Origin of the sequence: Salmonella sp. SJTUF15581, assembly GCF_043356775.1 — a bacterium.
Classification (GTDB): Bacteria; Pseudomonadota; Gammaproteobacteria; order Enterobacterales; family Enterobacteriaceae; genus Salmonella; species Salmonella enterica.
Window position 1 is genome coordinate 185,894 of the sequence record NZ_JBEUJY010000002.1, and the last position, 13,186, is coordinate 199,079.

General features: G+C 52.2%; 9 protein-coding genes and 1 CRISPR repeat array. Of the genes, 2 read left to right on the top strand and 7 right to left on the bottom strand.

Features of this window, described 5'->3' with window-relative positions; all coding sequences use genetic code 11:
• Nucleotides 1-57: 57 nt before the first annotated feature.
• On the bottom strand, nucleotides 58-1,770 hold the full coding sequence (cysI, locus tag ABVN36_RS04420; protein WP_023137831.1) for an assimilatory sulfite reductase (NADPH) hemoprotein subunit: 1,713 nt from the start codon (nucleotides 1,768-1,770) through the stop codon (nucleotides 58-60).
• Complete coding sequence (gene cysJ, locus ABVN36_RS04425; protein ID WP_050901207.1) at nucleotides 1,770-3,569, bottom strand: NADPH-dependent assimilatory sulfite reductase flavoprotein subunit; 1,800 nt, start codon at nucleotides 3,567-3,569, stop codon at nucleotides 1,770-1,772. The genes cysI and cysJ overlap by 1 nt, the downstream gene beginning before the upstream one ends.
• 423 nt (nucleotides 3,570-3,992) lie before the next feature.
• On the opposite strand from cysJ, the gene queD reads away from it, so the two are divergent.
• The gene (gene queD / locus ABVN36_RS04430; protein WP_000108313.1) at nucleotides 3,993-4,355 is read left to right on the top strand and encodes a 6-carboxytetrahydropterin synthase QueD; all 363 of its coding nucleotides are present in this window, start codon (nucleotides 3,993-3,995) and stop codon (nucleotides 4,353-4,355) included.
• Between the two features lie 89 nt (nucleotides 4,356-4,444).
• Here queD and ABVN36_RS04435 read toward each other — a convergent pair whose 3' ends face one another.
• The 5 genes from ABVN36_RS04435 to mazG form a co-directional block, all read right to left on the bottom strand.
• Nucleotides 4,445-5,242 (bottom strand): MBL fold metallo-hydrolase, encoded by a 798-nt coding sequence (locus tag ABVN36_RS04435; protein ID WP_001208007.1) that lies wholly within the window; start codon nucleotides 5,240-5,242, stop codon nucleotides 4,445-4,447.
• Nucleotides 5,243-5,339: 97 nt separating this feature from the next.
• Nucleotides 5,340-6,771: direct repeats of the CRISPR family, unit length 29 nt; unit sequence CGGTTTATCCCCGCTGGCGCGGGGAACAC.
• 296 nt (nucleotides 6,772-7,067) lie between these two features.
• Complete coding sequence (gene queE / locus ABVN36_RS04440; RefSeq protein WP_001199961.1) at nucleotides 7,068-7,739, bottom strand: 7-carboxy-7-deazaguanine synthase QueE; 672 nt, start codon at nucleotides 7,737-7,739, stop codon at nucleotides 7,068-7,070.
• A gap of 135 nt (nucleotides 7,740-7,874) precedes the next feature.
• Nucleotides 7,875-9,173: a phosphopyruvate hydratase gene (eno, locus tag ABVN36_RS04445; protein ID WP_000036734.1), complete on the bottom strand. Its 1,299-nt coding sequence runs from the start codon at nucleotides 9,171-9,173 to the stop codon at nucleotides 7,875-7,877.
• 82 nt (nucleotides 9,174-9,255) lie between these two features.
• Nucleotides 9,256-10,893, bottom strand: coding sequence for a glutamine hydrolyzing CTP synthase (pyrG, locus tag ABVN36_RS04450; RefSeq protein WP_000210863.1), 1,638 nt, complete (start codon nucleotides 10,891-10,893; stop codon nucleotides 9,256-9,258).
• A 227-nt stretch (nucleotides 10,894-11,120) separates the two neighbouring features.
• The gene (gene mazG, locus ABVN36_RS04455; protein ID WP_000210451.1) at nucleotides 11,121-11,921 is read right to left on the bottom strand and encodes a nucleoside triphosphate pyrophosphohydrolase; all 801 of its coding nucleotides are present in this window, start codon (nucleotides 11,919-11,921) and stop codon (nucleotides 11,121-11,123) included.
• 605 nt (nucleotides 11,922-12,526) lie between these two features.
• Between mazG and ABVN36_RS04460 the strand changes: the two genes are divergently transcribed.
• The gene (locus ABVN36_RS04460) at nucleotides 12,527-13,114 is read left to right on the top strand and encodes a fimbrial protein (RefSeq protein WP_000842512.1); all 588 of its coding nucleotides are present in this window, start codon (nucleotides 12,527-12,529) and stop codon (nucleotides 13,112-13,114) included.
• Nucleotides 13,115-13,186: the final 72 nt, after the last annotated feature.

Below are 13,186 nucleotides of genomic sequence, written 5' to 3' on the forward strand. Positions count from 1 at the left end.
CCTTGCCTGATGGCGTGTGCTTATCAGGCCTACACAGACGCCATCCGGCAATTCAGGTTATTCCCAGAAATCACGCGCGGGATCGAGCACCGGGCGAATGATGCCCGCACGCACCGTAAAGTCGCCGAAGCCTTCACCCGCTTCACGCTCTTTCGCCCAGCGCCCAATCAGTTCATCCAGCGAAGCCAGAATATCCGGCTCGGTGATATTTTCTTGATACATCCGTGGGATACGTGTCCCAATACGGTTGCCGCCAAGATGCAGGTTATAACGACCAGGCGCTTTCCCTACTAAGCCAATTTCCGCCAGCATCGCGCGACCACAGCCGTTCGGGCAGCCGGTCACGCGCATCACGATATGCTCATCAGGAATGCCGTGTTTTTCCAGAATCGCTTCCACTTTGTCCGTGAACGACGGCAGGAAACGCTCGGCTTCCGCCATTGCCAGCGGGCAGGTCGGGAACGACACGCAGGCCATTGAGTTTTCACGCTGCGCGCTCACGGCATTCATCAGCCCATGATCGCGCGCCAGTTTCTCGATCTTCGCCTTCTGGCTTTCCGGCACGCTGGCAATAATCAGGTTCTGGTTAGCGGTGATACGGAACTCGCCCTGATGAATCTTCGCGATCTCCAGCAGGCCGGTTTTCAGCGGACGCCCCGGATAATCCAGAATGCGGCCACTTTCGATAAACAGCGTCAGGTGCCATTTATCATCAATGCCTTTCACCCAGCCAATCCTGTCGCCACGCCCGGTAAATTCATACGGACGAATGGGTTCAAATGTGATCCCCGCGCGACGCTCGACTTCCGCTTTAAACGTCTCCAGTCCCACGCGCTCAAGGGTGTATTTGGTTTTGGCGTTTTTACGGTCGGTACGGTTACCCCAGTCGCGCTGCGTCGTCACTACCGCTTCGGCCACCGCCAGGGTGTGCTCCAGCGGCAGATAGCCAAACTCGCTCGCGGTACGAGCGTAGGTTTTCTTATTACCGTGCTCAATAGACAGACCGCCGCCGACCAGCAGGTTAAAGCCCACCAGCTTGCCGTTTTCGGCAATCGCCACAAAGTTCATGTCGTTGGCGTGCAGATCGATATCGTTCTGCGGCGGGATCACCACCGTGGTTTTGAATTTACGCGGTAAATAAGTCGCGCCGAGGATCGGTTCTTCGTCAGTGGTCGCGACCTTCTCCTGATCGAGCCAGATCTCCGCATACGCACGGGTGCGCGGCAGCAGATGTTCGGAGATCTTCTTCGCCCACTCGTAGGCTTCCGCGTGCAACTGCGATTCGTACGGGTTGGAGGTGCACAGCACGTTACGGTTCATGTCGTTAGCGGTTGCCAGCGCATCCAGCCCCACCGAGTGCAGCATCTGGTGCACCGGCTTAACGTTCTTCTTCAGAATGCCGTGGAACTGGAAGGTCTGACGGTTGGTCAGACGGATACTGCCATAAATCGTGTTATCCGCCGCGAATTTATCGATCGCCTGCCATTGCGTCGTAGTAATCACCCCGCCCGGCAGACGGCAGCGCAGCAGCATGGCGTGGCGCGGCTCCAGCTTCTGCGCCGCACGCTCGGCGCGAATATCGCGGTCATCCTGCTGATACATGCCATGAAAGCGTATTAGCAGGAAGTTGTCGCCTTTAAAACCGCCGGTGAGACCGTCGTTCAGATCTTCCACAATGGTACCGCGCAGATAGTTGCTTTCCAGCTTCATGCGCTCGGCATCGGACAGTTTACCTTCGACCACCAGTGGGCCTGGATGTTTTTCGCTCATTAGTAGACATCTCGCTGATAACGGCGCTCTACGCGCAGCTCACTTAAATATTCATCTGCCGATTCGAGGTCCATACCGCCGAATTCAGCGATCACTTCCAGCAATGCTTTTTCGACATCTGCGGCCATACGCCTGGCGTCGCCGCAGACATAAATATGCGCGCCATCATTGATCCAGCGCCACAGCTCGGCGCCCTGTTCACGCAGCTTGTCTTGTACGTAAATTTTTTCTTTTTGATCGCGTGACCAGGCGAGATCGATACGGCTTAACAGTCCCTCTTTCACGTAGCGCTGCCACTCCACCTGATAGAGGAAATCTTCGGTAAAGTGCGGGTTGCCGAAGAACAGCCAGTTCTTGCCTTCCGCCCCTTCCGCCGCACGCTGTTGCATAAAGGCGCGGAACGGCGCGATGCCGGTGCCGGGGCCAATCATAATGACCGGCGCTTCCGGGTTAGCTGGCAGGCGGAAGTTGTCGTTGTGCTCAATAAAGACGCGAACTTCGCCCTCTTCTTCCACGCGGTCGGCAAGGAAGCTGGAAGCACCACCCGCGCGAGCGCGGCCTTCAATATCGTAGCGCACGACGCCGACGGTTACGTGTACTTCGCTTTCGACTTCCGCCTGCGCGGAGGCGATGGAGTACAAACGCGGCGTCAGCGGACGCAGCAGGTCGATTAGCGCCTGAGCATCCAGTTGCGCCGGAGAGAAACGCACCATATCGACGATTGGCGTGGTCGCGGCGTAGTGCTGGAGCTGCGCTTTGTCGCCCACTAATGGCAACAGCGACTCACTGCGCGTCAGGGTCGCGTAGCTCTCAACAATGTTGGCGGTATTCACTGTCAGCTCGAAGTGCCACTCCAGCGCTTCGGCGAGCGGCAGGGTTTTACCGTCAACCGTCACCGGCTCATCGCCCTTCAGCCACAGCAACTCAACCAGCTCCTTCACCAGAGCCGGATCGTTCTGATACCAGACGCCCAGCGCATCGCCCGGCTGGTAACGCAGACCGGAGTCGCCTAAATCAATCTCAATATGACGAACGTCTTTTTCCGAGTTGCGACCGGTGATTTTCTGATTCACGGAGAGGGTCGCGGTCAGCGGCGCGTCTTTGGTATAGGGGCTGGTGTGGATGTCGTTTACCGCGCCAGTAGCGACGGATTGCGAAGGTGCCGCGACAGGTGCGCGAGACTTCAGAACATCAACCACGCGGGCGCGCCATTCGCTGGCAGCTGCCTGATATTCAACGTCAGCATCGACACGGTCGAGCAGACGTTCACCGCCCAGTTCCGCCAGTTTGCTGTCGAAATCTTTTCCGGACTGGCAGAAAAATTCATAAGAGGTGTCGCCGAGGCTAAACACGGCAAAAGCGGTGTTTTCCAGTTTCGGCGCTTTTTTCGAGAACAGGAATTTATGCAGAGCGACGGCCTCTTCCGGCGGCTCGCCTTCTCCCTGGGTGGACGTCACTATCACCAACAGTTTTTCACTGGCAATCTGTTTGAATTTGTAGTCGCCGGCGTTCACCAGTGTCACATTAAGGTTGGCCGCCAGCAGATCATCACGCAGCGCTTCCGCCACACGACGCGCATTGCCGGTTTGCGAAGCGGAGATAAGCGTAACCCCCGGCATCTTCCCCTCAGGAGCAGGCGTGACGGCAACAGCGCCTGAGCGCGGGTTCAGTACGCCCCAAAAATAGCCGGAGACCCAGGCAAGCTGTTCGGGAGTAAGGTCGGTTGTCGCGGCCTGAAGGCGCGCCAGTTGCTCCGGATTAAGCGGAAGCAACCCAGTCAGTGGAGCCGGTGTCGTCATGCGTCGTTATGTTCCAGTAAGCAAAGCGGATCTATACACAAAATCATTCAAGTTCGCCGTAAGCTGAGCGCGCCCCAGGAGCGTACATAAATACGTGACTGGGGTGAGTAAGCGCAGTCAACACAGATGCGGCTTGAAAGATGAAATGTATAAGCGATAAATCCCAAACTGAGGATAAGGTTAACGGTGAGAGGAATAACAATTAAAGAAGGGTTGGAAATAACAAATAACCAAATGAACTAACCTGTTTTAGTTATCGTGATTAACGCCAAAATCGATTTTATAATTGATTGATAATTATTAAATTTTCTGGAAATTCTTAAATTAATTGCCCGTCACAAGGCGGAGAATGGTTTTAGTTAATGATAAAAAATGCGCTTTCCGGTACCCTACGGCGGTTTTTTTATTGCCTGAGAGTTCATCATGTCCACCACGTTGTATAAAGATTTCACCTTTGAAGCCGCTCACCGCCTGCCTCACGTGCCTGAAGGGCATAAGTGCGGCCGCCTGCACGGACACTCGTTTATGGTGCGTCTCGAAATTACCGGTGAAGTCGATCCGCATACCGGTTGGATTATGGATTTCGCGGATCTCAAAGCGGCGTTTAAACCGACTTACGATCGTCTTGATCACTACTATCTGAATGATATTCCAGGGCTGTCCAATCCCACCAGCGAAGTGCTGGCAAAATGGATTTGGGATCAGGTTAAGCCCGTCGTGCCGCTACTGAGCGCCGTGATGGTGAAAGAGACCTGTACAGCCGGCTGCGTCTATCGCGGCGAATAAGGTTTATTAACGCGTGAGCTGGATGTCAAATTGATTCCAGCCTATCCACACGACGTTTTATCAGTGAAAACATTGTCCAGCGTGCGGTGTTAAAAGCGCAGCACATCACCGGTTGCAGGTGCGGTTATTTCCGGTAGCCACAACCGCCCCCAGGCCCCTGTACAGTGACAACCGCATAGTTTTTCAGGTTTTTGTTCTTGCAGAAAGCGCCTGACTCGCCACAGCGTGAACGGTGATGCGCAGCGGAGATGAAATCCGCCGACAAGCGCGTAAATCCGCTTTATACCGGTAATGTTCTGACAGTGCCGGACAATATTTGCGATTCCCCGATGCCCGCATCCCGTAATGATGACTAATCCTTTTGTCGATTGGTAAATCAGTACGCCCTCATCCAAAATAGAGTCCGGCTCCGCATCGTGGCCGCCAAAAATACCGTAGGCTTCAGGCGCGACCACCGGTATTTCCCCTGACCAGATAAAGTTTTCGCCAATCGGCAGGGGGTCACGCGTGTACATCATTCGGTAGCGTGAATAGTCCACCTCACGCGACAATTTTTTTATTTTGCGGGTAATACCGAGAAAAGTCATTGCCGCATAACGTTCGCGCGCAATATCGGGATGGCAGATGATTCGACTGTTATCAGGAAGCCATGGCACGCCGCCGCAATGATCGTAATGACCATGCGAAAGCACCACAGCAGACACATCGGACAGGTCGATCCCCATCGCCAACGCGTTTTGCATAAAACTGCCATCAGGGCCGGTATCGAACAAGATAGACGTAGACTCATCCTCGACCAACAGGCTTAACCCTGGCCGGGCCTTCAACGATTTATCCGCTCCAGCTCCCTTATGATTTTCGAGCAATACCCTGATCCTTAACGCCATGGCCTTCTCCTGTATAAAAGCCTCCCCGGGAAAACGCGGCCTTTTTACTTTACAGGTTTGTAGCAGCCATTACTGGTACACAGATTATGATTATGCAACGGCTATCCCCGCTGGCGCGGGGAACACTACATCATCGGCTCAATGCGTAATTCTAAAATCGGTTTATCCCCGCTGGCGCGGGGAACACCCAGGCAGATGAAATGGGACTTGACGCAAAAACGGTTTATCCCCGCTGGCGCGGGGAACACCGCGCACGGCGTTTGCCCTCGTCGGTTATAGGCGGTTTATCCCCGCTGGCGCGGGGAACACACGCGCTGCCCCTGCCTGAATTTCTGAATTAACGGTTTATCCCCGCTGGCGCGGGGAACACGCGTACCCCTATGACCCGGCAGGAAGTAGATTCGGTTTATCCCCGCTGGCGCGGGGAACACGATGCCGGCCGCGCTAATTGCCTCAATTACTGCGGTTTATCCCCGCTGGCGCGGGGAACACTCAGTGGCAATCTGGAGCAATGTTTGATCCGGCGGTTTATCCCCGCTGGCGCGGGGAACACGGAACGTCACCCAGACGCACTGACGCGATGCGCGGTTTATCCCCGCTGGCGCGGGGAACACTATCGCTATACCCCACATAACGAGCTGACAAACGGTTTATCCCCGCTGGCGCGGGGAACACTACTCCCGTTTGACTATCTCGCTACTAAACAGCGGTTTATCCCCGCTGGCGCGGGGAACACGTAACCGGCACAACATGGGAGAGGTCGATCTCCGGTTTATCCCCGCTGGCGCGGGGAACACGATCGCGATCAGCAGCTTTTTAAATACTGGAGCGGTTTATCCCCGCTGGCGCGGGGAACACGGCGCTGTTGGAATAGGTCGTGCCGGTGGACACGGTTTATCCCCGCTGGCGCGGGGAACACTCGCTCAATAGCGCGATTAGCGTTTCACGGCTCGGTTTATCCCCGCTGGCGCGGGGAACACACGCCCTCTGTGTTGACACCCTCTGCCGCAATCGGTTTATCCCCGCTGGCGCGGGGAACACGCAGCTGACAGCGCTATCCGGATGGCGTCGGCCGGTTTATCCCCGCTGGCGCGGGGAACACGAACTGGATAACGTAGACGAGAATATCCTTGTCGGTTTATCCCCGCTGGCGCGGGGAACACATATTGATCCCACTGTATGCCGCACCGGTGGCCGGTTTATCCCCGCTGGCGCGGGGAACACAATACTGCCGCCACTGGATTTCCCGTTACTGCCGGTTTATCCCCGCTGGCGCGGGGAACACATCCCAACAGTGGTTTTCAAAAGAGAAGATCGCGGTTTATCCCCGCTGGCGCGGGGAACACGTGATCACGGCATGAACTGGGAGTTAATGAGTCGGTTTATCCCCGCTGGCGCGGGGAACACTTTGGCATGGGCACTCTTCAGGAAAGCAGCGCCGGTTTATCCCCGCTGGCGCGGGGAACACTAAATATATTCGCCGTAGACCTCCGCGTGCCCCGGTTTATCCCCGCTGGCGCGGGGAACACACTAAACGGATATCATTGTTTATAAACTACTTTTTATCAGCACCACATTCTACCAACATAATCGCAACAATTTAAATTATTAAAGAACAGCTAATTTGCTGATTTTGATGCAAAAAAGTTCATAGAATGATTTTTTCTTTAAATTTACCAAAATAGCGTAATCCGTGCATCGCTATGGAAAAATTTATCAGCGCTTTTATACACTCATCGAAATTCACATAGAGAAAATAAACAATGCAAGGTAATGGATGAGTCACAGACGGCATCGGCAGGCCGTCTGTAAGATTAGTAATGCATCAGGCGATATTTAAATATTTATGCGTTTGCATAGACAGCCGCCAGTTACGTGCAATACACGTTTCAATACACAGACGCGTCGCGTCTTCTTTCTGGCTAATGGGCTGCAAAGCAATCACGCGCGGTTTATCATCGCTCAACGTGGCTAACAGTTCATCCAGTGCCTCAATATCACGAACTCGCCCAACGGGATGCTTGATTTCATTGGCGCGCTCCAGCGCCTGGGAAAGCACGTCATATCCCCCGCGCATATTCACTTTTGGTGAAACCGTGACCCAGGTGTTAGGCGTACAGCGCACTTCGTGCGTCCCGCTGGTTTCAATCTGACAACTAAAACCACTCTTTTCAAGCAGATCGGTGAGCGGCATGAGGTCGTGAATACAGGGTTCGCCACCGGTGATGACAACGTGACGCGCGGTATAGCCCTGACGATTAATTACTGCCAGCAAGTCTTCACTGCTCGCAGCACCCCATTTGTCGCTCTCTTTGGTTTTTGCCAGAATGCTGAACAGAGACACTTCCCGATCGCTCAGTTTATCCCAGGTATGCTTAGTATCACACCAGGCACAGCCGACCGGACATCCCTGTAAACGAATAAAAATAGCGGGGACGCCGGTAAAATAACCCTCGCCTTGTAGGGTCTGGAACATCTCGTTAATCGGGTACTGCATAGCGTTCTCTGTTAAGGGGATAATCGTTAATTATTGCAGATTTCGTCTGCCCGGTCATGCGCAGCGGCTGCGCTATTGAACCGATACAAAAAAACCCGCCGAAGCGGGTTTATACGTTAAGAGGTAAAAGCAGGATTACGCCTGGCCTTTGATCTCTTTACGACCGTTGTACGGTGCTTTTTCGCCCAGAGCTTCTTCGATACGAATCAGCTGGTTGTATTTAGCAACACGGTCAGAACGGCTCATAGAACCGGTTTTGATCTGGCCTGCAGCGGTACCAACAGCCAGGTCAGCGATGGTAGCGTCTTCAGTTTCACCAGAACGGTGAGAGATGACAGCAGTATAGCCAGCGTCTTTCGCCATTTTGATTGCAGCCAGAGTTTCGGTCAGAGAACCGATCTGGTTGAATTTGATCAGGATGGAGTTAGCGATGCCTTTCTCGATGCCTTCTTTCAGGATTTTGGTGTTGGTTACGAACAGGTCGTCACCAACCAGCTGGATTTTGTCGCCCAGTACTTTGGTCTGGTATGCAAAACCGTCCCAGTCAGACTCGTCCAGACCATCTTCGATGGAAACGATCGGGTACTGTTTGGTCAGTTCTTCCAGGAAGTGGGTGAATTCTTCGGAGGTGAACGCTTTGTTGCCTTCGCCAGCCAGAACGTATTTACCGTCTTTGTAGAATTCAGATGCTGCGCAGTCCATCGCCAGGGTGATGTCTTTACCCAGCTCGTAACCAGCCGCTTTAACCGCTTCAGCGATAACAGCCAGCGCTTCCGCGTTGGAGCCCAGGTTCGGCGCATAGCCGCCTTCGTCACCCACAGCGGTGTTCATGCCTTTGCCTTTCAGCACTTTTGCCAGGTGATGGAAAACTTCAGAACCCATACGGATGGCTTCTTTAACCGTTTTCGCGCCAACCGGCTGGATCATGAATTCCTGGATGTCGACGTTGTTGTCAGCGTGCTCGCCGCCGTTGATGATGTTCATCATCGGAACCGGCATGGAGTATTTGCCCGGAGTGCCGTTCAGTTCAGCAATGTGCTCGTACAGCGGCATACCTTTAGCGGCAGCAGCAGCTTTGGCGTTAGCCAGAGAGACAGCCAGAATGGCGTTTGCACCGAAGTTAGATTTGTTTTCAGTACCGTCCAGGTCGATCATGATTTTGTCGATGCCAGCCTGGTCTTTAGCGTCTTTGCCAAGAATAGCCTGAGCGATCGGGCCGTTAACCGCGCCAACAGCTTTGGTTACGCCTTTACCCAGGAAACGGGATTTGTCGCCATCGCGCAGTTCCAGCGCTTCGCGGGAACCAGTAGAAGCACCTGACGGAGCCGCCGCCATACCTACGAAACCACCTTCCAGGTGTACTTCAGCTTCAACAGTCGGGTTACCACGGGAGTCGATGATTTCACGACCGATGACTTTAACGATTTTGGACATTAGGTTTTCCTCAAGTCACTAGTTAAACTAAAACTTCAGACAAACGGTGCACCGCTGAGGGTGCACCGCCGTTCTAACTTTTTTACTTCGCCTGACGTTTCTGATGCTCGTTGGCGGCTTTAACAAAGCCGGCGAACAACGGATGTCCATCACGCGGCGTGGAAGTAAATTCCGGATGGAACTGACAGGCCACGAACCACGGATGATTCGGTACCTCAATGATCTCGACTAACTGATCATCACCGGAACGGCCTGCGACACGCAGACCCGCTGCTTCAATTTGTTTCAACAACATATTGTTGACTTCGTAACGATGGCGATGACGTTCAACAATCGTCGACGCGCCGTACAACTGACGTACCAGACTGTCATCGCTAAGCTGGCACTGCTGCGCGCCCAGGCGCATGGTGCCGCCCAGATCGCTTTTCTCGCTACGGACTTCAACGTTACCGTCTTCATCGCGCCACTCGGTAATTAACGCCACAACCGGGTACTTACAGTCTGGCACAAATTCCGTTGAGTTGGCGTTGTCCATGCCGGCCACGTTACGAGCGAACTCAATCAACGCAACCTGCATCCCCAGGCAAATGCCCAGATAAGGAATATTGTTTTCACGCGCATAGCGCGCAGTGGCGATTTTACCTTCAACGCCACGATAGCCGAAGCCGCCGGGGATCAGGATAGCGTCCAAATCTTTCAGAATTTCGACGCCGCGCGTTTCAACATCTTGCGAATCGATCAATTTGATGTTGACGGTAACGCGGTTTTTCAGACCACCGTGTTTCAGCGCTTCGATCACCGACTTATAGGCATCCGGCAGTTCAATATATTTGCCGACCATGCCGATAGTCACTTCGCCTGCCGGGTTCGCTTCTTCGTAAATGACCTGTTCCCATTCAGACAGGTTAGCTTCCGGACAGTTCAAGCTGAATCGTTTACAAATATAATCATCAAGCCCCTGAGATTTCAACAGGCCCGGAATTTTATAAATGGAATCGACATCTTTCATTGAAATAACGGCTTTTTCCGGCACATTACAGAACAATGCAATTTTTGCACGCTCGTTGGCAGGAACCGCGCGATCGGAACGACAAATCAGAATATCGGGCTGAATACCGATAGACAGCAGCTCTTTCACGGAGTGCTGAGTCGGTTTAGTTTTCACTTCGCCCGCAGCCGCCAGGTAAGGTACCAGCGTCAGGTGCATAAACAGCGCGTGTTCACGACCGATATCTACCGCCAATTGACGAATCGCCTCAAGAAACGGCAGCGATTCGATATCACCGACGGTACCGCCGATTTCCACCAGTACCACATCGTGGCCTTCGCCACCTTCCAGCACGCGCTCTTTAATCGCGTTAGTGATGTGAGGGATTACCTGTACGGTTGCGCCCAGATAGTCGCCACGGCGTTCTTTACGCAGAACGTCGGAGTAGATGCGGCCAGTCGTGAAGTTGTTGCGGCGAGACATCTTGGTGCGGATGAAACGCTCGTAGTGCCCCAGGTCCAGGTCGGTTTCAGCGCCGTCTTCAGTAACGAACACTTCCCCGTGTTGGATTGGGCTCATAGTACCCGGATCGACGTTGATGTACGGATCCAGTTTCATGATGGTCACGTTGAGACCACGGGCTTCCAGAATGGCTGCGAGGGAGGCTGCGGCAATGCCTTTACCCAGAGAGGATACGACCCCGCCGGTCACAAAAATATAGTTCGTTGTCATGCGGAACCTGAGAAGTTAGGTTTAAAAGACGATGGAATAACCAGGACGGGAAAGCAGTATACCCGAACATGACCTACGCCACAAACTTTCATTATTCCTCCTCTTCGTCAGGCTGACATTCACACAGGGAGGGAGAAAATAGCCCCTTTGAGGTAAATGTTTTTGACGTAAATCAAGCGCTTGTTATTTAAAAAATCACACAAATCGCTCTTGACCGCCTAAAACCTTTAGAGATCAATTTCCTGGCGTTTTACTTCCTGCCAAACTTCTTCCATTGTTTCCAGGTCCACCCCGGTCATTTCCAGGCCTCTGGCTGCGACAATACGTTCAACTTCGCGAAAACGACGTTCAAATTTATCGTTCGCTTTTTGCAAAGCGAGCTCTGCTTTCGTACCTAAATGACGCGCCATGTTGACCGTGGCAAAGAGCAAATCGCCCATTTCCTCTTCCAGTTTAGCCTGATCAACAACCGCCTGCCGCGCCTCGAACATCACCTCATCGATCTCTTCATAGACCTTATCGACGACCGGTCCCAGCGTCGTCCAGTCAAAGCCCACGTTTGAGCAACGTTTCTGGATTTTTTGCGCGCGCATCAAGGCCGGTAAGCTGCGCGGAATATCGTCCAGCGCGGAATGCTGCGCTTTTTGCGCGCGCTCTTCCGTTTTGATTTGCTCCCAGCGAACTAATGCTTCTTCGCTATTATCCGCGGAAAGCTCGCCAAAAACATGCGGATGGCGGCGCTCCAGCTTGTCGCTGATGGCAGCGCAGATATCATTAAAATCGAAGCGGCCTTCTTCCTGCGCCATCTGCGCGTAAAACACCACCTGGAACAACAGGTCGCCCAGTTCGCCGCGCAAATCGTCAAAATCCTCACGCGCAATCGCATCCAGTACTTCATAGGTTTCTTCCAGCGTATAAGGCGCGATGCTGGCGAAGGTCTGCTCTTTATCCCACGGGCAGCCGTTTTCCGGGTCACGCAGGCGCTGCATGAGGGTGAGAAGACGGTCAATTTGATGGTTAGTTGTCATGGTTTTTAATCGGTTGTAAATACCAGCGACAATTGTAACGTATTATTCTTAACCATTCACGCACAGAGACACTACGGTAACGCCTATATAATAAAATATATTGTTAACAGGTGTTGAATGCCACCTTCCCCGTATAACTTTAAAATTATTAATCGATACACAACAATATAATAATCATATAACTAATTTATTAAAAAAACAGATATTTGCACCAGGCATTATAAATAACATCAATTAAGTAAAAAAAATTATGCAAACACTATAAGTACCCCACCCAAAGAGCCTTCCCTTTCAAAAAAATAAATTATTTCACTTTTACGGAAAAACGAGTAGCATGCACGCCAGTTTAATATTCAAAAAAGACCGCTTTTTTGTTTTTTCTGGAACATACATGAAATAAATATATTGAAAGTATTACATATAATATTCTATGAGCAGGTACGATCATTCAGCTCATAAGAATATACTCATAAAAATGTAGAAATATAATATTTTTATTATGACCTATTTTTTACCCAAAGCCCGCAGCATGGCTCTATGCCGCATATCCCTTGGTATACGCGTACAAAATGTTGCCATAAAACACGTTAATTAAGGATAACACGATGAAGTCATCTCATTTTTGTAAACTGGCAGTAACTGCATCTTTAGTTATGGGAATTGTCTCCGGCGCTCAAGCCGCGGGTAGCAACACAGCGAAGGTCACTTTCCTTGGTAATATTGTTGATTCCCCCTGCTCTGTCACATTGGATACGGAAGATCAAACAGTCAATATGGGTTCAAGTATCGGTAATGGCACGCTGAGTAATGGTAAAACGACCATCAACAATGCCCGTACCTTTCATATCGATCTTGAGGGTTGTACCTGGGCTACCGAGAAAAATATGAATGTGGTATTCACTACAGGTAGTGGAACCACAGCGGCTACAGGCGCCACGGATAATCTCGCGCTGATGAAGACTGACGGCACTGGCGCTATTAGCAATGTAAGCCTGGCAATCGGCGATGCTGGCAAAAACAATATCAAACTGGGCGATACCTATACACAGGCCATTGCGGACCTGGACGGAGATACCATTCTTGATGAGAAGCAAAGCCTGAATTTCACCGCCTGGCTGGTTGGCGCAGCAACCGGCACCGTAGGCACAGGTGAATTCAGCAGCGCCGCCAACGTCACTATCTCTTACCTGTAATTCAGTTAACAGAGTCACGACGATAATACCCTGCCGCTTTAGGTAGGGTATTCCTGTTGAGTTTTATTGCGG

What these genes read in the sequence shown, in the direction of transcription:
- ABVN36_RS04435 (WP_001208007.1), bottom strand. Translation starts at nt 5,242, where the DNA reads ATGGCGTTAAGGATCAGGGTATTGCTCGAAAATCATAAGGGAGCTGGA.
- queD (WP_000108313.1), top strand. Translation starts at nt 3,993, where the DNA reads ATGTCCACCACGTTGTATAAAGATTTCACCTTTGAAGCCGCTCACCGC.
- eno (WP_000036734.1), bottom strand. Translation starts at nt 9,173, where the DNA reads ATGTCCAAAATCGTTAAAGTCATCGGTCGTGAAATCATCGACTCCCGT.
- mazG (WP_000210451.1), bottom strand. Translation starts at nt 11,921, where the DNA reads ATGACAACTAACCATCAAATTGACCGTCTTCTCACCCTCATGCAGCGC.
- pyrG (WP_000210863.1), bottom strand. Translation starts at nt 10,893, where the DNA reads ATGACAACGAACTATATTTTTGTGACCGGCGGGGTCGTATCCTCTCTG.
- cysJ (WP_050901207.1), bottom strand. Translation starts at nt 3,569, where the DNA reads ATGACGACACCGGCTCCACTGACTGGGTTGCTTCCGCTTAATCCGGAG.
- ABVN36_RS04460 (WP_000842512.1), top strand. Translation starts at nt 12,527, where the DNA reads ATGAAGTCATCTCATTTTTGTAAACTGGCAGTAACTGCATCTTTAGTT.
- queE (WP_001199961.1), bottom strand. Translation starts at nt 7,739, where the DNA reads ATGCAGTACCCGATTAACGAGATGTTCCAGACCCTACAAGGCGAGGGT.
- cysI (WP_023137831.1), bottom strand. Translation starts at nt 1,770, where the DNA reads ATGAGCGAAAAACATCCAGGCCCACTGGTGGTCGAAGGTAAACTGTCC.